This is a genomic window from Pseudomonas tremae (assembly GCF_001401155.1).
Classification (GTDB): Bacteria; Pseudomonadota; Gammaproteobacteria; order Pseudomonadales; family Pseudomonadaceae; genus Aquipseudomonas; species Aquipseudomonas tremae.
Genome location: NZ_LJRO01000185.1, coordinates 1 through 18,786, shown reverse-complemented (window position 1 = coordinate 18,786; position 18,786 = coordinate 1). Strand labels below are relative to the sequence as shown.

The 18,786-nt window shown below is 53.4% G+C and carries 11 protein-coding genes and 3 pseudogenes; 13 read left to right on the top strand and 1 reads right to left on the bottom strand.

The annotated features are described in order from the left end of the window. The 3 genes and pseudogenes from ALO43_RS13210 to ALO43_RS13200 all read left to right on the top strand — a co-directional run. Positions 1 to 201, top strand: a pseudogene (locus tag ALO43_RS13210) (transposase); the annotation flags it as partial. 1,031 nt (positions 202 to 1,232) lie between these two features. Further along, complete coding sequence (locus ALO43_RS13205) at positions 1,233 to 1,634, top strand: hypothetical protein (protein WP_054997646.1); 402 nt, start codon at positions 1,233 to 1,235, stop codon at positions 1,632 to 1,634. A gap of 10 nt (positions 1,635 to 1,644) precedes the next feature. After that, complete coding sequence (locus tag ALO43_RS13200) at positions 1,645 to 2,169, top strand: GNAT family N-acetyltransferase (protein WP_054997645.1); 525 nt, start codon at positions 1,645 to 1,647, stop codon at positions 2,167 to 2,169. A 469-nt stretch (positions 2,170 to 2,638) separates the two neighbouring features. Here ALO43_RS13200 and ALO43_RS13195 read toward each other — a convergent pair whose 3' ends face one another. Then, complete coding sequence (locus tag ALO43_RS13195; RefSeq protein WP_054997644.1) at positions 2,639 to 3,349, bottom strand: CPBP family intramembrane glutamic endopeptidase; 711 nt, start codon at positions 3,347 to 3,349, stop codon at positions 2,639 to 2,641. Between the two features lie 1,426 nt (positions 3,350 to 4,775). Between ALO43_RS13195 and ALO43_RS13190 the strand changes: the two genes are divergently transcribed. From ALO43_RS13190 to ALO43_RS13145, 10 genes and pseudogenes are all read left to right on the top strand, one after another. After that, positions 4,776 to 5,030 carry a hypothetical protein gene (locus tag ALO43_RS13190; RefSeq protein WP_054997643.1) on the top strand — a complete coding sequence of 85 codons (255 nt, stop codon included), beginning with the start codon at positions 4,776 to 4,778 and terminating at the stop codon, positions 5,028 to 5,030. Between the two features lie 252 nt (positions 5,031 to 5,282). Then, positions 5,283 to 7,040: an NACHT domain-containing protein gene (locus ALO43_RS13185; protein ID WP_217999772.1), complete on the top strand. Its 1,758-nt coding sequence runs from the start codon at positions 5,283 to 5,285 to the stop codon at positions 7,038 to 7,040. A gap of 181 nt (positions 7,041 to 7,221) precedes the next feature. Beyond that, positions 7,222 to 7,560, top strand: a pseudogene (locus tag ALO43_RS13180) (Y-family DNA polymerase); the annotation flags it as partial. A gap of 58 nt (positions 7,561 to 7,618) precedes the next feature. After that, a complete protein-coding gene (locus ALO43_RS13175) occupies positions 7,619 to 8,932 on the top strand; it encodes a site-specific integrase (RefSeq protein WP_054997641.1) in 1,314 nt (437 codons plus the stop codon). Further along, on the top strand, positions 8,925 to 10,661 hold the full coding sequence (locus ALO43_RS13170) for a hypothetical protein (protein WP_054997640.1): 1,737 nt from the start codon (positions 8,925 to 8,927) through the stop codon (positions 10,659 to 10,661). Before ALO43_RS13175 ends, ALO43_RS13170 begins: the two co-directional genes overlap by 8 nt. Then, on the top strand, positions 10,658 to 12,679 hold the full coding sequence (locus ALO43_RS31465) for a hypothetical protein (protein WP_235662543.1): 2,022 nt from the start codon (positions 10,658 to 10,660) through the stop codon (positions 12,677 to 12,679). Before ALO43_RS13170 ends, ALO43_RS31465 begins: the two co-directional genes overlap by 4 nt. Beyond that, positions 12,669 to 13,115, top strand: coding sequence for a hypothetical protein (locus ALO43_RS13160; RefSeq protein WP_054997638.1), 447 nt, complete (start codon positions 12,669 to 12,671; stop codon positions 13,113 to 13,115). The genes ALO43_RS31465 and ALO43_RS13160 overlap by 11 nt, the downstream gene beginning before the upstream one ends. A gap of 183 nt (positions 13,116 to 13,298) precedes the next feature. Continuing rightward, a pseudogene (locus tag ALO43_RS13155) lies at positions 13,299 to 13,742 on the top strand (IS66 family transposase); the annotation flags it as partial. 168 nt (positions 13,743 to 13,910) lie between these two features. Continuing rightward, the gene (locus ALO43_RS13150) at positions 13,911 to 16,220 is read left to right on the top strand and encodes an AAA family ATPase (RefSeq protein WP_054997636.1); all 2,310 of its coding nucleotides are present in this window, start codon (positions 13,911 to 13,913) and stop codon (positions 16,218 to 16,220) included. After that, on the top strand, positions 16,217 to 18,166 hold the full coding sequence (locus ALO43_RS13145) for a UvrD-helicase domain-containing protein (protein ID WP_053486368.1): 1,950 nt from the start codon (positions 16,217 to 16,219) through the stop codon (positions 18,164 to 18,166). Before ALO43_RS13150 ends, ALO43_RS13145 begins: the two co-directional genes overlap by 4 nt. Positions 18,167 to 18,786: the final 620 nt, after the last annotated feature.

Here is an 18,786-nt window from a genome sequence, read left to right as displayed (position 1 = left end):
CCCGGCCTGGCTTGCCCCGACTCTTTGATCGTCCAAAGTATCGGGAGCGCAACATCATTGAGCGGATGTTTGGCTGGCTAAAAGAGAACCGCCGAATCGGCACTCGCTACAACAAGCTGGCCAAAACCTACGCAGCCATGGTCACGCTGGCCTGCAGCCTACGTTGTTTGTATGCGGCAATACTTTTCGTACAAAACCTAGAGCCAAAAAACAAAAAAAGCCCGCACAAGGCGGGCCCCGGGTATTCCTAGACTGTCCACAATTCAAGACATATCCAGAATGCAAAATATGGTGCACCAGGCGGGATTCGAACCCACGACCCCTGCCTTCGGAGTCCTAAAAGTCGACGTTTAGAATCAATACGTTAGCGGGGATTAGCTGGGAAATCAACGGGTTGTGTTAGCTGGGGTTAGCAGGTTTTCGCCTTGGTTAGCGGGGTGAGTGTGGCAAATTTGTGGCAAATCAGGTTCTCATAGGGAGCCGGATTACGTTGTTCTTGGCCCGTGATAATAGTCGTATATCGCCGACATTTTCCGTTGTACAGGGGAGTGTACGACGTAGAGGTTTACACCAAATGTCATGAAAGGCAGAGCATTGGCCACAACATCCCTGCGCGCGCTGAATGATGCCATCGAGCGATTGCATGCAGAAAAGGCAGGCCAGTCATGAACGGCCGGGAACGGTAAGCAGCGCAAGGCTGCTTTGGTGCTTGGATACGTGAGGCAAATGTAACCGGTGGCCCCGCGTTGGGGCGGTCTGTCCTTGACCGTGCGCGGGACCAGTACGAAGATTGAAGTCATAGGGAGCCAGTCTCAGAAATTCACAGTTCTGTAAGTGCTCTGGCTGTTTGTCAGCTGATCGAAGGTCTGATTTCTGAGCGGGTCACGGGGCCGGGATTACGTTGTGCTCGGCTCTTGATAATAGTCGTATATCGCCGACATTTTCCGTTTGTACAGGGGCGTGTACGACATAGAGGTTTACACCAAACGTCATGAAGGCAGAGCATTGCTTTACTCTGCCGCGGTGAGAGTGATTCGCCTAACGCTCGGTGAGGGAATAGTCATGCGGACAACAAGAGGGGTTGGGCAATAATGGAACAGAAAGTGCACTTAAGCCCCATGTCTGCCCGTAAAAAGCTTAATAGCTCGTCCGGACCCCTGCTTTTCGTACCATCCTCAGGCAAAGCGATGTCAAGCTTTATGTGGTAGTATTGGCACAAATGAGGTGTTTACATGACCAATAAATCGAAGTCTCAACCAACCACAAAAGGCCAGCCCCTGTTCCAGGAAGCTGGCAGTGGTAGCTTTGTGACGCTCGCATTTTCTGGTGACCCCTCGCAGCACGAAGAGGTCAAGGTTAAGCGAGGGAAGGCTTTCCGACGCTTTCGAGGCTGGACAAAGGTCAAGCATGTCGAAAAGCCGTCCATGGCAGCGATGCAGAAGGAGATCAAGGAGCTGCAGCAACAGATGCAGGCCCTGATGGACGGTATTGTGCGCACCCAACAAGAAGCTGTGGTCGTTGACTTGGTGGATCTGGAAGGCCTCACCGTTATGAACTCGGCTGTCGCTCGTGAGATGCTCGACAATCCCCCTCCGCCAAACGCCAAACTCCAGGCCTTGCTCGCACTGCGCTAAGGCTTAGGAAATGGAATTCAGCACTGTCCCGTACGACAAGTCGATAGACCGCAAAGCTTTTGATTGCGGTATTCACCTTGCCCTTAATACCTATATCGCTCAACAGGCCACTCAGGACGAAAAGCGTAACGTCTCCAGGACTTTCATGCTTGTTGAGGATGGCCAGTTGATAGGCTACTACACGCTGGCCAACGCCTCCGTCGTCGCGTCCGACCTCAGCGAAGATCAGATGAAAAAAATGCCCCGCTACCCAATGCCGGCAGTATTGCTCAGCCGCCTGGCTGTTGACAAAGGCCAGCAAGGCAAAGGAGTCGGTAAGCGCCTAATGGTCGATTTCTTCCGACGCGTGTACGCGATCTCCAAGCATACTGGCGTGGCTTTCATCATCGTCGATGCCAAGGACGAAAAGGCTGCAAGCTACTATCGCGACCTGGACTTTGTAGAGACCAACACAAGCCATCTACGCTTGGCACTCTCGACAGGAACCATCATCCAGGGCTTCAAAGCTCATGAGACTGCACAGCAACCATCCTGACTGGGTGAGGGATGTGGAAGACGTTGGGCGGGATTTTCCTACTTGCTCACGCTTTTGTTGCAATGCAAGGCCCATACCCCATGGAAGTCGATGGCGGCGTAAGCAGTAGATGACCTGAGCCTTCATTTTGCTTATTGCGCTGCTCACTTCAAAGGCGAACTGCTTCCCTGGCCTCGCCATTCGCTATCCCTTGCAAGGAGCACCCAAGTCGACAAGCCGCTCTCTAAAGCAAATTAGGGCTACGAGCCGCTACGCAACAAGTGCTTAAGGCCGAGGCGCCCGCCATGCGTTGCTACGACCCTTGATTGATACCCTTTATCCGCTGGTCGACGAGCAGCTGGGTGCAGAGTGGCAACAGCGCCTTGCAATTCGCAGCTCCAGCTGCATTCTCATACAGGTTCCACGCTTTTGAGGAGCAAGTACTGATACCTCTGTTAGCGCCTTTCTTAATTCGCCCCCAGGTGGGGGTTTAAAGCAACTTCCCCAGCGCCCAATCAGTGCTCATACCAATGACCTCAGCAGCGCAATGCATCGCCACGGGCACAAGGATCCCACCAGTTCGAACTCGTGCGATAGCGAACATTACGCCAAGGACAGCAATCAGCAAGATCGTTGGCCAGTGATCGTATTGAGAGTGCGCAACCACGAACAGGCCGCCAGTAAACAAGACAGCGACCCATTGCCAAGTGCGGTGATGAAGAGGGAACACTCCAATGACAAAGTGACGGTACAGCAACTCCTCACTGACGGGTGGGAACAAAACGAGCATCAACAAGCACAGCGCTTTCTGCACGTCGGACATTCCGACGAAGAGCTGCACCATGAAATTCTCGCGACCAAACCCAAACGCGATATCAAGCCCTGCGCACACTAGATAGGCGGCGAGCACCGCCGTTAAGAAGATCTTCAGTGCTGGCAATACGTTATGACCGACCAGAGCGCGTGCTCCCCCCCTGTTGCGCAACTGAATCAGCGCAAGCAAGAACAACGCGACAGCGGTAACGCCGTGCGCACCCAACATCCACATGGTGTTCCAGCTTTCCTTACCAACGGCGAAAAACACGCCGATCTGCAATCCATAAAACACAAAAATTGCCAGTACGGCCATGCCGACCCGAGGGCCGACCTTGTAAGCATCAGCGCCGACTAAGGGGCCGGGTGAGATATTCTCAAACTTCACGAAACGTCTCCTTTTGATTGATTTGCCTATCAGTTTAACGATCGTGACTGGGCAATCTATAGAACACCCACAGACGCAACAGAATTCGCAACCCTTCCTTTGCTCGCTCAGCTTCTGCGACGTACACGATCAGTGTGCTATCGCTGATGCAGAATTGACCCTGTTGCCGACTTGGCGTTGTCCCATAAGTATTCAGCCCGAAGTCAGACCTGCGTACGCGACCACCGCATCAGCCGATAGGTGCTGCGGATGGTTCCACACGTCCTCAAGCGCGCGCTCTAACGAGAAATGTCGATGGTCCAGAGCCATCCCGAGACCGTTGCCAAAAATTTGCGTCTTCCTTGCCATACGTACTCCTTAATTACGACATCCCCGTTTGTCAGGATCGCAAATCAAAATGCCGCTGCTAAAAGTTCACTTGGCGTTATTCCAATCTTCCTATTAGCATCTTTTTTTTAACTCGGCTCTTTCTCCCGGAACGTCTACCCCGCCAACGATGATGGTTCACCCGACTATTTTGCCGGTCACCTCTCTAATCGTTTATCGATTTGTCCTGTTTATGTTGCCGATCTGATCCCCTACTGGTTCTCAGAATAGTCGTTTTCAGATCAACCCAAGATTGTTACTAAACACGCGTTTGGACGTGGGACAGGGTAGGGTTTGTACTCCCGCCATAAATGGTGTACGTACAACCGGCTTCGCTGCAGTCGTTTCACTCCCTTGCGATGCCTACCTCCCTGCTCAGGGCTGCGCCCCGAGACCCCTTTTGCTCATTTGCGAGCTTGCTTTGATCGCCACAACGCAACTGCTTAGACTACGCTAGTGCGATAGGCGGTCCCGTACCTTAACGCTAGGCTAACCATCTTGGTTGTACGGTTCAGTAGTCCGCAGAGAGGGTACAGACGATGAAGGACGGTAACCGCTGGAATCTGTGGAGATTGTGGAGGCAGTGGAAATCTACAAGGAAAGTCAAAGAGTTCACCCGCTGCGCCACCTACAGGGAAGATTTGGTATTGCGGCCTGAGCTCCTCGCTGAGCTGGCCGAAAGCTCTAGGAACGACACACAGCGCAGTACCCGCCTATGAGCATTAACGACCAACAGCGTCGAACCAAATGGTTACCATCTATTAGGTGTTTTGGGCATGAAGAAGCGGTTGTTCGCGAGAAAGCCTATGACTGCGGAAAAAGCACTGGGTAGTTCATGCTTGCAGCGGCTTTAGGCCGGCGTACTCAAAGCAAAGTCGATGCCCACATCCTCAACGAGTTGGGGACGTCTGGGTGGTTTGCAAAAACATCTGTTCAAGGAAGATGGCGGCAGGCATTCAAAAGAATATGCCGAACTCCTTGCTGAGCTGAAAGCGGCAATCGTAAGGTTCAGTAAATAACTGAGTTATTGTGTTAAATCGTAGGAATATGGAGGTTGGTCATGGAAACTGTTCATCTTATCGCAGCGCCGGGTTTTCGGTTTGACATTTTGCGGCTACAGCAAGCTAACGCGCTGATGAGATCCGCCAATCGGGCTGTGGCTCACGGTGACGATATTGAATTAGCTAGGCTAGGATTTGCAGTCGAACATCGCGAGGAGCTGATGCGGGGTGGTGGCTTTCATGAACGACTTTTTCGCGCAAACTATCAGACGATTTCTTATCTGCGCCGACAAGGAGGCAAGAATGTTCACTGATGCGATACCGCCGCTGTCGGTCGCCGCAAAGGGTGTTAATTGCGAAATTGCACTCCACTTGAACACCCGCTTGCATTCGACTTGACCAGCACGCTTGGTAACCATGATTGGCAGAGAGCGGCCAGAAGCGGACCTTGCTAAGGTCTGGAGCCAATACCTGCCGGGCACACAGAGTAGACATTTTAGCAGTGACGGTTACAGAACCTTTATGCTTAATACGGATGTGCCGAGGAGCGGCGAAGGTATTTACGGATGAGCAAAGAAAAAAAACCGAAACGTGCGCCCCTTCAGGGCACCCAGCTCATTAGCACCATTGCTACTGGCGGCGGCGGCGGGGTATTCCAAGCGCGAGTTGGCGCCTTGTATCTCGCAAACATGCTAACAGGGGTGCCGAGTGCCTTTGGGCTGCACGGCACCCGGGTAGAGACCCTTCGCTTTGAGGCACGTTACACAGGCGCTCACACCGACGATATCTATTGCCAGGTTAATCACAGTGGGCGGTCCCGACTTCAGCTCATCCAGTGCAAGCGCGGCCTTAATGCTACAGCTAGCGACGAAGACTTCATTGATGGTTTGCAGGGGGCTTGGCGCGACTATCTAAGAGTAGAAGGCAGCCCTTTTGATCGAGCATGTGATGTTCTGATCCTTGCTACCGTGGCACCAGCGACACCCGCCAACCAAGCAGCCAAACGGCTCTGTGAGTTATCTCGATCTTCACTGAACTTGGCCGACTTCCTCCAAAAGCTCGATTCCAAGCTTTTTGACGCACAGCACAAGCGTACGTGGAGTGCCTTCAAGGAGGTCTCAAGGAACACGCTAGCCGACAAGTACTCCGACGAGCTTGTCTTCGACCTATTGCTACGGCTACGTGTCGACATACATGACCTCGGAACCGAGGGCTCGCAAGAGCTAAGTCTGGTTCAAGCCCTATTGGCTTCAAACCAGCCTGGAGATTCCGGCGAGCAGGTATGGAACGGGCTGTTTTCCTATGTCTTAGAACAAGGCATCAGTGTCGGTACTATTACACCTGAGACTTGGAAAACGACTGCGCAAGTTGGCATCCAAGAAGCTGTCAGCCGCCTCACTCGTCGAGGTGGCCTTGGCAGCATTGCCGAGCAATTCAGAGATCGGGCTAGACATCAGCTCTCGCTCATCTCAACGAAGCTTCCGAACGGCACCCACATTCCCCGCGGCCAGTGCGTTGCCCAAGTGCTGTCGGGCTTCGATGAGCGACAGCTCGTCATAGTCACAGGCGGCCCTGGTGCGGGTAAGTCAGCAGTCATCGCAGAACTCGCACCACTCCTTCATGAGTCTGGCCCGCTGTTCTTCTTTCGAGCCGACGAGCTCAACCAGCCAAGCCTAGCCGCAGTTCAGTCACTTAGTAGCATGCCGGATGCTGTGCTCAGCATGGAGGGTCTATTGCGCTGCGGCACACCAACTGTCGTCATCGACTCGCTGGAAAAAGTGCTCGAAGCCAGGAGCCCGGGTGCGCTTGAAGAGCTGCTGGCGCTTGTTCGCCAGCACAAAGGAGTGAGGTTGTGCGTGACGACCCGCTCCTATGCTCTCAACGCTCTCTACTCCATCTTCCTCGCCGATTTCTCGTACCAAGTTGTCGACGTCCCTTTGCTGACAGATGCTGAGATATCTTCGGCAGTGACCGGAACGGCTCTTGAAGACATTACGACTAGGGACGGTGGTGTGCGAGAAGTTCTCCGAGCACCTTACTATCTGCGCCTTGCGTTCAACTACACCGCGACTGGGGCAATTCTTCCCCAGGCTGCTGGCAATGACTTGCGCTTGCGGCTGTGGACAGAGCTGGTCGCTCCCAGTAGGGGATTGCTAGCAGGGATGGCCGAACGCCGTCGAATAGCCTTTAACCAGGTCTGCTACGAGCGTACGGAGCGGTTTGCTCAGTTCGTACAAGCACCAGCGGACGCTGAAGCAGTGGCTTTTCTCGTACAAGACGGGGTGCTAAGGCACCGGCCCCCTCACGCCATAGGCTTTCATTAAAGGAAGTGTCCAGCTTGGGTTGGGTATGTTCTCAACCCAGCGCCCGTCCAGCACTGCCCATGTCGCAGAGAAGGCGCTTACCTGTATGCGATAGATTGTGATTCGTGCGGGTTCAACCCCGCCTATCCGCCTCGGCATATCCTGGAAGGTGAAGAGCTGTCGATATGGGGCGTTGTGCGACATGGCGTCACAAGCTTTGAGTAACAAGCCAGCGCCGGTCTTTGGCCTGGTCGATTGCAATTCGTTCTACGCCAGCTGTGAGCGCGTTTTCCGACCTGACTTGGCCAAGGTGCCTATTGTGGTGCTCAGCAATAACGATGGCTGCGTTATTGCCCGCAGCTACGATGCAAAACCCTACGTGAAAATGGGCGCGCCTTATTTCCAGATCAAGGATGTTTTGCGTCGACACGGAATCCAGTCGTTCAGCAGTAATTTTGCACTCTACGGCGACATAAGCCAGCGCGTGATGGCCATCATTGAATCCATGGTCCCTGCCGTCGAGGTATACAGCATCGATAAGAATAAGTTGCATACTGTGGACGCCCAAAGCTAGATAGGGCGCCCATGGACATTGACGCTTGCTCTTACAGAGATATCCCTTGGCTACCGTTGAACATATTCATTTCAGTCCGCATGACCTTTCTGTCAAAGACCGCTTGGTTACCTACTCGTCGAATAGCTCCCGCGTAGTAATCGAAGGGCTACCACAAATCTTCTGGGAGGACGGCTTGCCCTGGAGAGAGGCGAACCTCTGGGCTATGGAGAGAGTCACCAATGGTGAGGCAATCCTTAAGACCGTTTCTAGCAACCTGAACGGGCTTTTGAACTACGCGAAATTTTTGGAGAGTCGCAGGCTTCAGTGGTTTGAGTTCCCGTCTCGAAAGGCTGATCGCTGTCTTGTTCAGTACCGTGGGGCGCTTATCAAGGCTCGTGATACCGGTCATATCAGCCCTGCCACGGCTTCCGAGTACATGCGTAACTGCATCGGTTTCTACCGGTGGGTTAGGAGGCGTGGCCTTCTAAACTCGCTATTGCCGCTGTGGAAAGACAAGCGCTATCTCATCAAATACTTTGATCAGGTCGGCTTCGAGCGAACGCTAGCTGGCACCACCACCGATCTGGGTATTCCAAATCGAAAACGCATTGGGGGCATTTTGGAAGGTGGGCTACTTCCTGTGTCTGCGGTTGATCGAGACGCCATTCTTGATTTCGTTAAACAGAACGCCTCACCCGAGCTTTATCTGATGTTGGCTCTAGGTTTCTTTACGGGTATGCGACTGGGAACGATCTGTGACCTTCGTATCGATACGTTGGAGCGAGCCCTACCTGATCCGTCTGCTAGAGGTCTGCTTCGGATCTCGGTAGGGCCAGGTGCGTCCCCGCCCGTGCATACCAAATTTGGAGTAACTGGCCAGGTATGGATTCCCGAAGCGTTGTGTTCAGAAGTCCTGGAGTACGCCAAGGGTCTTCGCAGGTTGACTCGCGAGGCATCTGCTGCTGGTGAGCATCAAGACCTAGTGTTCCTGACGCGTTTCGGAAACCCTTTCGGACGTCGCAACAGTGATCAGTCTTCGGCCGTAAACGTTGAGATGTCATCGCTTAGAAAATTAGGCATCGCGTCGGGCATCAAAGCGCTCAGGAAGTTTCGCTTCCACCAATCCAGGTGCACCTTCGGAACTGAGCTAGCTAGGTGCGCTTTAGCAAATTGCACTGATGTGGCGATAGTGATTGCGATGGTAAGCAATGCATTGCTTCACGGTCGAAACTCGGAGGCCACCACCTTCAAATACATCAGGTTTGTGCAGGCCGCACCCGCTAAGCAGGCCATTGCGAACAGCTTCATGGCTGCGTTTACAGGGATTGCTTCGATGCAGGGAGCAAGCGATGAATAATCTGACGTTTTCAGACCTAACGTTTCCAATGCTTGAGTACGCGAAAAATGAGACGCCCTGGGATATGGCACCACTTTTATACAGCGGTGGTGCTAAGGCAAAAATGAAGACTGTACGCAGTGAAATCACATCAGGCGCTCTGGGTGATCCCTTGCTGGAGCGGGTAGCGCTTGTGAAGGGGCTCCATGATTGTTTGACCGATGACCTTGCCGGCGGAGGAAGCCGCTTTTCGGCGAATAACAAGATCGGTGCGTTGAGGAAGTTTTTTCAGTGGGTGGATCAATGCGGGCGTCCGTTGAGTGTTGATTCGGTCGCAGAAGCATACCTGGGGTGGGCTGAGCATCTGCTACAGCGTCACCGCGTGGAAGAATATCTAACCGCCGGATCGTTATACGACACGGCAAGTTTAACCGCGACAATGCTCGACCGAGTTCTGGGTCGAAGCTCGACGCTTCTGTACAGCACCCGAATTCGCAAACCAAGAGGCAACGGAAGGGCAGGTAATGGGAGTACTGGTAAGCAAAGCTTAGAAGAGAGCTTTTTATTCGGGCAATTCATTGCCGACCTCTGTACGTCCCTTACCTATGAAGCTGTGACGGGGCCGCTTCCCATTCACGTGGAATTGCGGTCGGGTTCGACGCTGCCTATCTGGTGCCGCTTGCGCGATACAGAGAAGGAAGCGTCACGACGGACTCGACCTCAAACCAAATTCCAGATTGCGGACATCCTTCGAAACCGCGAACTTCGGAACGCTGACGTTTCAATCGAGACTCGATACCCAGCGGTGAATCTACGAATCGAAGCCGAGTTGCTTATGTTCATCGCACAAACCGGCATGAATTTATCCCAGGCGCATCAGCTTCGAATTGACCAATACCATTACACGAGTCATCTTGATGGTTACCAAGTGAGGTCTTACAAAAATCGCCGTCAGGGTGAAGTGCTGTTTGACGTTTTCTCAAGCTATAAGCTGTGGTTCGAACGCTACATTGAGTGGCGAAACATCTGGTTTCCAGACGATCTAGAGGGACTTCTTTTCCCTCTCGTCCGCCCTGGGGGACGTCTCGTTTTAACGGCTCCCCAGTTCACGGCTATTGCGCGCGTCTGCGCCGATTCCAGTGTTCGATTCGTTCGACCTCGTAAGCTCCGGGGCGCGCGTATTAATTGGCTGTTACGTGAATCGCAACGCCCCGACCTGGTGGCGGAAATCGCACAGCACACTGCTGAAACTTTGATCCGTGTGTACGCCGAGCCCAATCCGCAAATTGCGATGATTGAAATCACTCGATTTCATCGGCAAGCAGATCCCGTCGTTTGCTCACCTGCTCCAGGTACTTGTGTGGCGCCGATACCAGAATCGGTCGTGGATGCTCCGATTAATGCTCCTGATCCCGATTGTATTAACGCAGCGGGTTGCCTTTTCTGTGTCAATCATCGGGATATTGAAAGTGAGGATCACGTCTGGTCTCTGAGCAGTTTGCGAGTGCTCAAGTGCTTGGAGCTAGTTAGATATCGCCCAGCGTGCACGGATAGATCTGACGAGGCTGACCATCCGGCTATGCTTGCGGTAGAGCGTCTGAGTGCAAAGTTACGGTTCTTTCAGGAAAGTAGCGAAGTGCGTCGGCTTTGGGTAGATGAGGCACTGGCACGCATAGCCGAGGAGGACTATCACCCAGCTTGGGACGGATTTATTCGGCTTGCGGAAGTTACAGGGGAGGCTTACCTATGAATATGCTCACGACGTTAGGGCTTTCTATCGAGTCGCCTCTCGCCGTTCCTGGGGCATCGAATTACCGCCCAGAGAGCTGGCCTCCGCCACCTGATTGGCCGGTCGTAATTGATGCACTAGGCAAAGTAATAAGCCGTTGGGGCGATCCAGTTTGGAGGCTTGATCCATGGGCCAAGCGGGCGCTGACGCTGAATTTTGGGGATGGCCCAGCTACCAAAACAGCAACGCCCATTAGCTCGGCTAACGCTAACCTGCTCCGTATTATCATAGGCTGGTGGTTGTACGGGCCGTATGGTGCTCGAGGTGCCAGCTCCCTTAAAACACGTTTCGACCAGATGCGGCGCCTATTTGTGCTTTGCGAAGAGGAAGGAATAATTGCCAGCGAATTAGGCCATTTTCCACGCGTATGCCAACGGATCCCTGCCTTTCTTCGTACCTCAAGAAAAACCGAATTTCTTTCGTTAATGCATGAGCTTTACGCGTCCAGAAATGCCGTAGGGTTTACGTTGTTGGATCCAGGCTCGCTAACCCGTCTGGCTGCGCTTTTCCCAACTCACCATACAGCTCAAACACCTTACATTCCTCCACGCATTTGGCGCTATCAAATTAATAGGCTCCGGGAGTGCCTTGATGACTTCCTATCCCATCGAGAACAGGTTGAAGCTTGTTACCGGTTCTGCTTCGCTGCTTACGAACATAACCAGAGGGTTTCGGATAGAACGGCGTGCGTAAATGCTCCGCCTTTTTGCGGCCATAACATGCAGTTGTCAGGCACTAAAACGGGGCTTCGTCTTCTCGGTGCGTTTGCGGATACCGCGAAACGCTTCGGCGTCTTTGAGCTACTTGAACGTTGGGTGGGGCGAGGCGGCGACTTGCGAGTAAGAGCACTGTCTAGCTATCTGAAACTGGTCACCGGCGCAGGATTAGCTTACATCCTAAACTTCAGCCTCATGCGGGTTGAGGAAGCATGGAATCTTCGAGCCGGATGCCTCGACATCGAGCGCGACAAGAGCTTCGGCGACATTTTTTTGTTGCATGGGCAGACGACAAAAACGCTCTCTGATAGTGACGCCCTGTGGATCACATCACCATCTGTGGCGGTCGCCGTGAAGGCGATGGAGGTCATCTCTCTGTTTCGCTCACTACACGCACCTCAGGATGCCGCGAGAGTTATCGCCGGGCGTTATTTGACCGATTTTTCTTACGAGCCTTGGAGCTCATTGCGCAATAAAGGTAATCACTCACGGAGACCGAGCATTCCGCCATATGCCGACCTTTTGATGCGGTACGGGAAGCTCTTCGACGTAGAACGTTTGCGTATCACGACTGAGGATTTGAAATTGGCTCGGTTAGCTACCCCTACACTGCCGAAGGAGTATGACGTAGGAACTGTATGGCCGTTGGCGTGGCATCAGTTGCGTAGAACTGGTGCGGTAAACATGCAAGCTTCCGGGCTCGTAAGTGATGCTTCGCTTCAGTACCAGCTCAAGCACGTCACTCGATCAATGAGCCTTTACTACGGACAAAATCACTCGCAGCTTCGTCTAGAGGAGAAGGCTCACACTCTGTACGTTCGCACAATGTACGAGACGCTTGGAAAAGAGTTACAGCAGCTTACGAGTGAGCGCTTTGTCAGTCCCCATGGACAGAAACGAAAGGCTGAGATCGTTCGGTTGATTTCGCCAGAGGATGCGAAGAAGATGATTGGTTTGGCAAAGAAAGGCGCGGTCGCCTGTCGCCCGATCATTCTTGGTGTTTGTTCGAGTCGTGAGCCTTGTCCGTACGGCGGAATTGACAACATTGCCCATTGCGGGGGCGGTGATTCAGCGGATGCAAAACCTTGCTCTGATGTGCTGTATGACTCAGAGCGACTGGGTGCGGTAGATGATCTTGAACATGTACTCAAAGAGCGGCTTGCTACTGCTCAGGATGGGAGTCCGCTAATGGAATCGTTGATGGCCCAACAGCGAAGCGTAGAGAGCTTTCGTCGTGTCGTAGGGAGCGCAAATGGACGTTGAACTCCCTGCCCGCCGCAGCGCAGCTGATCAGTATCGTGATGCTTTTGAGCGCCTGAAGCTCAATAGGCCACAGCTTCTACCGAAGGGGACACCGGTCACTCAAAACAACGTGGCCAAAGAGGCCGGGAGCGATCCGTCGGCGCTTAAGAAATCTCGTTTCCCAAGTCTCATCGCAGAGATAAAAACCTACGTGGAGCAACATACGGAGGAGCGACCTCCTTCGTTAAACAAGATAAATATTCTCGCCCGCCAGAAAACTCGCGCCCTGCGTGATCGGATTGAGCAAGTTGCCCGGCAGCGTGACCAACTCGCAAGTTTATTGAGCGAAGCAGATGTGAAAATCATTGAACTGTATGATCGTATCGCTGAGCTTGAGCGGCAGTTGCCTGCGTCAAATATAATTTTGTTGGATCCTCGAGGGTCGAGAAAGCTTTGAGATAACAGCGCATGCAGCTAGGTTTCGCCAAGAAGTCGATGTGGAATGCTTCTTGGCCAGTACGCATTGGCCGGGGGGAGTAAAAACGTGCGCACGAGGGATGACGCCGAGCGGCCAATTTTGGCCGATTTCTGCCCTTGGCCTAAGGCTGCAATAGGATGTCAATACATTGGGTAGTTTGACAAGGGTGACAGCGATGAGCAGCGTTACATCGGCCGTCAGGAAAAGAGCCTGCCTGAGTTGGCGGAGCTGAAAGCATGGATGGAAAAAACGCAGCCGCAGGTCACGTTGCAAAGTGCCTTGGGCAAAGCGGTAAATTATCTGGCCCACAACTGGAGCCGGATAGAGCGTTATATCGAGGCTGGTTTTTTACCCATCGACAACAACGCTGCCGAACGGGAGATCCGACCGTTCGCCATCGGGCGAAAAGCCTGGCTGTTCAGCGACACGCCCAAAGGCGCCAAGGCCAGCGCCCAGATCTACAGCCTGGTCGAGACTGCCAAACTCAACGGCCAAGAGCCTTATACGTGGCTGCGCCACGTACTTGAGCGTTTGCCGCATGCTGCCTCGGTAGAAGATTACGAAGCCTTGTTGCCGTGGAACTACTCGCCAGAGATGCCTCGGTAAACCAGATCCTCATTTTTTGCTAGGTGGGGCTTGTGACGCGGATACCGTTCACCGATCAATCTTCCCGCTGTTTTAGAAAACCGAACTTTTCAACAGAATCGGCCAAAAGCGGACGATTAGATATACTATTTTGAATTGGCGCCCCCCCATGGATTGAGAGGAACCACAATGCCAGAAGCGCTCGTCACCACGCCGATAGCCGGAAACATCACACTTCGATTCGTAGAAATTTGTCAGTTCCGTCGACTTGGTAAGGTCCAACTCGATGTCGACAAGAAGACTACTATTCTTGTCGGTGCCAACAATAGCGGCAAAACATCGGTTCTTGCAGCGCTACGCCACTTCCTTTCAGATGGCTCTCCATTTGGTGCTTTCGATATCAGTCTCTCGCAGTGGCCAAAGTTACGAGCGCTTGGTAAATCTTGGGAGGTGCTAGAGGAAGACCCGTCGACAGTGACCGGGTCCGAAGAGCAATGGATGCAGCAGCTCGGAATCATCCACTCGGCTATGCCGACGTTGGACCTCTGGTTCGATGCGGAGGCTGGCATGTTCCACTATGTCGCCCCGTTTCTCTCCAAGTTCAGCTGGAAAGGCGGAGCCGTTGGGTTACGGTTGCGTTTGGAGCCCGCTGCAAGCGCTGACGAGTTGAAGCAGTTGGCTTGGGCATATCACACGGCGCGACTGCCGGTGAAGGATATGGGTGCGGATTCGCTTGCCTGGCCCATTGACCTCCTCGACTTTTGGTTGCGCGAGCCGCACAAGTTGGGTCAAGTCCGTGCATACAAACTGGATGCCGATAACAACCCTCTGGAAGGGCTACAGACCTATGCGACTCAGACTCTGCCGGCAGACTCCAGTCCAATTGAGCGCAAAAATTTACAGAAACTGATTCGCGCTGACTTCGTTGCCGCGCAGCGGGGTCTTGGCAGTGAGGAAGCTGATTCTCGGTCTGCTTCTGGTCCCCACCGTGTCGGTATGTTCTCCAATCAACTTCTCAAGTTTGCTCGACAGCATCTAAATGTTGCTACAACAGGTCATGGGCATCGCGCAGATCTTATTAAGGCGGTCGCTGAGGCGCAGCAGGCGCTGGACAAGAAGATTCACGAGGCGATCGCTCCGTCGGTGGAAGAGGTTAAAGAGCTCGGGTATCCAGGGTTGCACGATCCCCAAGAGATTCGCTTCCGCACGCGCATACAGACAGCTGATTTGCTCGACCACGGGACCGCTGTTCAATACAGCATGCAGAAGGACTCACTGGAAGAGCTTCTTCCCGAATACTCCATTGGGCTCGGATACCAAAATCTCCAATCGCTCAGCTATCAACTGGTTTCTTTCAAAGCCGCCCGACTCAAGCCTGAAAAGGGCGCCCCGGTACCCGTTCATCTGGTATTGATTGAGGAGCCTGAGGCGCATCTCCATGTCCAAGTGCAGCGCATCTTCCCAGATAAAGCCCACAAGCTGATCAGCCCGAACGACAAAGACGCATCAGGGCTTAAAAGCCAGTTAATTATTAGTACTCATTCCAGCCATCTCGCGCATGCGGAGAGTTTTGACCGATTACGGTACGTCCGTCGCATAGCGAAGAGCGCGGAAAATCTCATGCCGACCACCGAGGTGGTCAATCTTGGGCAAATTTTCGGTGATGACAAAAAGACCCGTCAATTCGCAGAGCGGTATTTCCGCGTTCAGCATACTGACCTTTTGTTTGCCAACGCTGCAATTTTCGTTGAAGGCGTTGCTGAGCGCATGCTGGTACCGCTTTTCATCGAACGAGATTTCAAAATGCTCAACAGCCGCTATCTGTCCTTCCTGGACATTGGCGGTAGTCACGCTCATCGGCTTAAGCCGCTCGTGGAAAAGCTTCGTATTCCCACGGTCATCATCACCGACGTCGACCCCGTTGAAGAGAGAGCTGGCAAGCCAACTAAGGATGGTGAGCCGACCACCACTCTAGTTGCAGTCGCTAATACTGGCCAAGCCGGGCTGCAATGCGGGAATCCGACTCTGCGCGGATGGCACCCTAAACTGCAACAGCTCGAAGATTTCAAGAACCCGGCAGAGGTACAACTTGTTTGGAAAGAAGTCGCTGAATGCCTAGTGCGTTTCGCTTGGCAACTGCCCGTGGCTGAAGCGGGTGACCATTGGCCTAGCACCTTTGAGGACTCTCTTATTCTCAAGAACATTCCTTGGTTCAAAGGCCTTATGGATGAGAAGGTCGACGATGATGGCAACAAAACAAAGCCGCCAAAAGGCACGCTTGGCTCCGTAGCTCGACGGGTTGCCCACCATGGAAATATTTCGGACTTGCTCGCAGCTCTGCACAAACTCATGCACGGCTCGTTCAAAAAAGGAGACTTCGCCGCAAGCATCTTTGAGATGGTCGCGACGGACGAACCAATTGCCTGTCCTAAGTACATTGCGGATGCCTTGGAATGGCTTCAAACACAGCTGGATCCCAACCCGGAATTGATGTCATGACCGCGGTGCCGATCCTTGGCGACAACGACCGCGATGCCGGCGTAGTTGAGGAAATCTGCGGCTATCTCACTGAAGAGCCACCGCGTAGCTATTTCCTTTTTGCGGGTGCCGGTTCCGGTAAAACGCGTACTCTGGTTGAAGTTCTTCGGCGGCTTACCGGCGTCATTGAGCACGATAAAGGCGAGCAGTTAGCACGACGTCTGCGAATGTACGGGCGTTCGATTAGGGTGGTGACATACACCAAGAATGCCGTCTCGGTCATCAACGGACGCCTCGGCGACAACGACTTAGTCAGCGTATCGACGATCCACTCGTTTTGCTGGGAACTCATCAACGGGTTCAACGATGACATTCGAGAGGCCCTTATTGCCGTTAAAGAAGCTCAACTCGCGAAAGAGACCGCCGAGGCGCAAGCGAAGCCGAAAGGCATCACGCCAGCTAAACAGAGAGATCTTGACGAAATCAAGGATGATATCGAGGCCTTCAGAGCGACCGATGTGTTCATCTACCATCCCGATCGCAACACGTACGGCCCTGGCGCGCTTGCACACAACTACGTCCTCGACGCGACAGCGTGGCTACTCCGAAATAAACCTACGCTCCAAACCATTCTCAAAGATCGTCACCCCATAGTTCTCATTGATGAGTCGCAGGACACAATGAAAGGCATGCTGAACGCCTTGATGGGGCTTGCAGAGCAGGGGGTGAGCGACTTGACTCTTGGGCTGCTCGGTGATCACCGACAACGCATTTATGCGCACGGGCACGCCGATCTTCCAAGTCTTGTCCCGCAGAACTGGGCAACGCCAGAGTTGCAGATGAACCATCGCAGCCAGCGCCGAATCGTCACGCTCATTAACAAAGTCTGGGAAGCTGAGCTTGAAGGTCGGACGCAACCTACAAACGGTGTGGAGCAGTATCCTAGAACTGAAAAGGCCGGAGGCGTGGTTCGGCTCTTCGTGGGGGATACCTCGCGTTCTCCTGAGGACAAAGTGCTCGGCGAAGGTTGGTGCTCAGATCGGATGCACGAAGCTACTGGGGCAGCCGCCTGGAATCAAGGTCAATACCAATTGCTCGCGCTGGAGCACAAGCTCGTTGCCACTCGCGGCTCGTTTCTCGATGTATATGAGGCAATGGTCCTGCTAGATCCTGACGCCGCAGCGCCTTCTGGCAGTGGTGATAACAAGGGGCCTTCTGCCGTACAGGTTCTCCTCAACGAGCTTGCTCAATTAGAGGCGTGCGTAGGTATCAACGGTGCAGTGAACGAGTTCAAGGCCACAGAGGTATTTCGTCGGTATGGAAGCCTCGACAATATGCCGGAGGAGTGTGCCGCGCGAGCGAGTCGCGTGGAGGAGATGCTGAAGGCCATCACAGCATTTGCCACCGCCTGCGCCAATCCGAAGTCAACTGTTGCGGAAGTGCTCGCACCGGTCTTGGGCGCAAATTTGTTTGAAATCGATCATCGCCTCTCGGAAGCTTATGCCGACAAGTCGCCACATCTTCCGGCACCGGGTCGAGGTGAGGAGGAATCCAAACAGGCCAGGATGCGTCGCGGGTGGTGTGCGCTGTTCGCCGCACCCTGGAAGCAACTCAGACTGTACCGAACTTACCTCGCAGGGGATTCAGTTCTCGCAACGCATCAGGTGGTCAAGGGTTCCGAGTTTATACACGTCATGGTTGTGATGGATGACGCCCTTGCAGGTGGGTTTCTTATTTCCTACGACAAGATTTTTGGTGGTGTGGAGCTTAGCAAGCGGGACAAAGAGAACGTAGAACTGGGCAAAGAGACGACTATCGACCGCACCTTGCGGCTGCTTTACGTAACCTGCAGCCGCGCGCAGGAGTCGCTTGCCCTTGTGCTCTGGTCGTCCGACCCTGCAGCGGCACTGGCTAGAATCAAGGAGAGCAACTGGTTTGCCAAAGGCGAGTTTCAGGCAATCCCATAGCTTCCCGCACGGGTGAAAAAGGTGCGACGGTCAACCCTGATGCAGAGAGCTGGTAAGGATTGAGCGGGCAACCAGGCTGAATCCGGCGCATCCGTGTTCCCTACAAACGTCTGCTAATAGCCGATTCTGTTGAAAAAGTCGGTTTTCTAAAACAGCGGGAAGATTGATCGGTGAAAGCGCCTTTGTAGCGTATGCGTCTGGCGAAGTCATCTAGCAGGTAAATTTTTAGACGTCCGACGTGAGTATCCTGACTCTGCATCGCACTGCCTGAACCACAGGGAAGCGGTAATCTTCTGGCACGTGCCTTTCGACTGCCGCTACCTTAAAGGTTTGGATCCCTTGAAATCACTTTTGACATAACATGGCACAAAGTTTAGCTTTCCAAATTCTCCCCCCGAACGCAGGAGCGATGAATGCCTTTATGGACAAGGATCCCCAGTTGGCTCGATATCGAGGCTTATGCCGAACGCCTATTTAGTAAGCGCGGCCTAGGGGGACGCGAAAGGGGCATGAGTCCTCTCAGCCCACCCAGCTCCATAAATGTACCTAGTATCGATCTGATTTATCGCCGGGTCAGATGTGTCCGCCGAGCTTGTGATCTGGGCGAAAAAGAGGCCGCC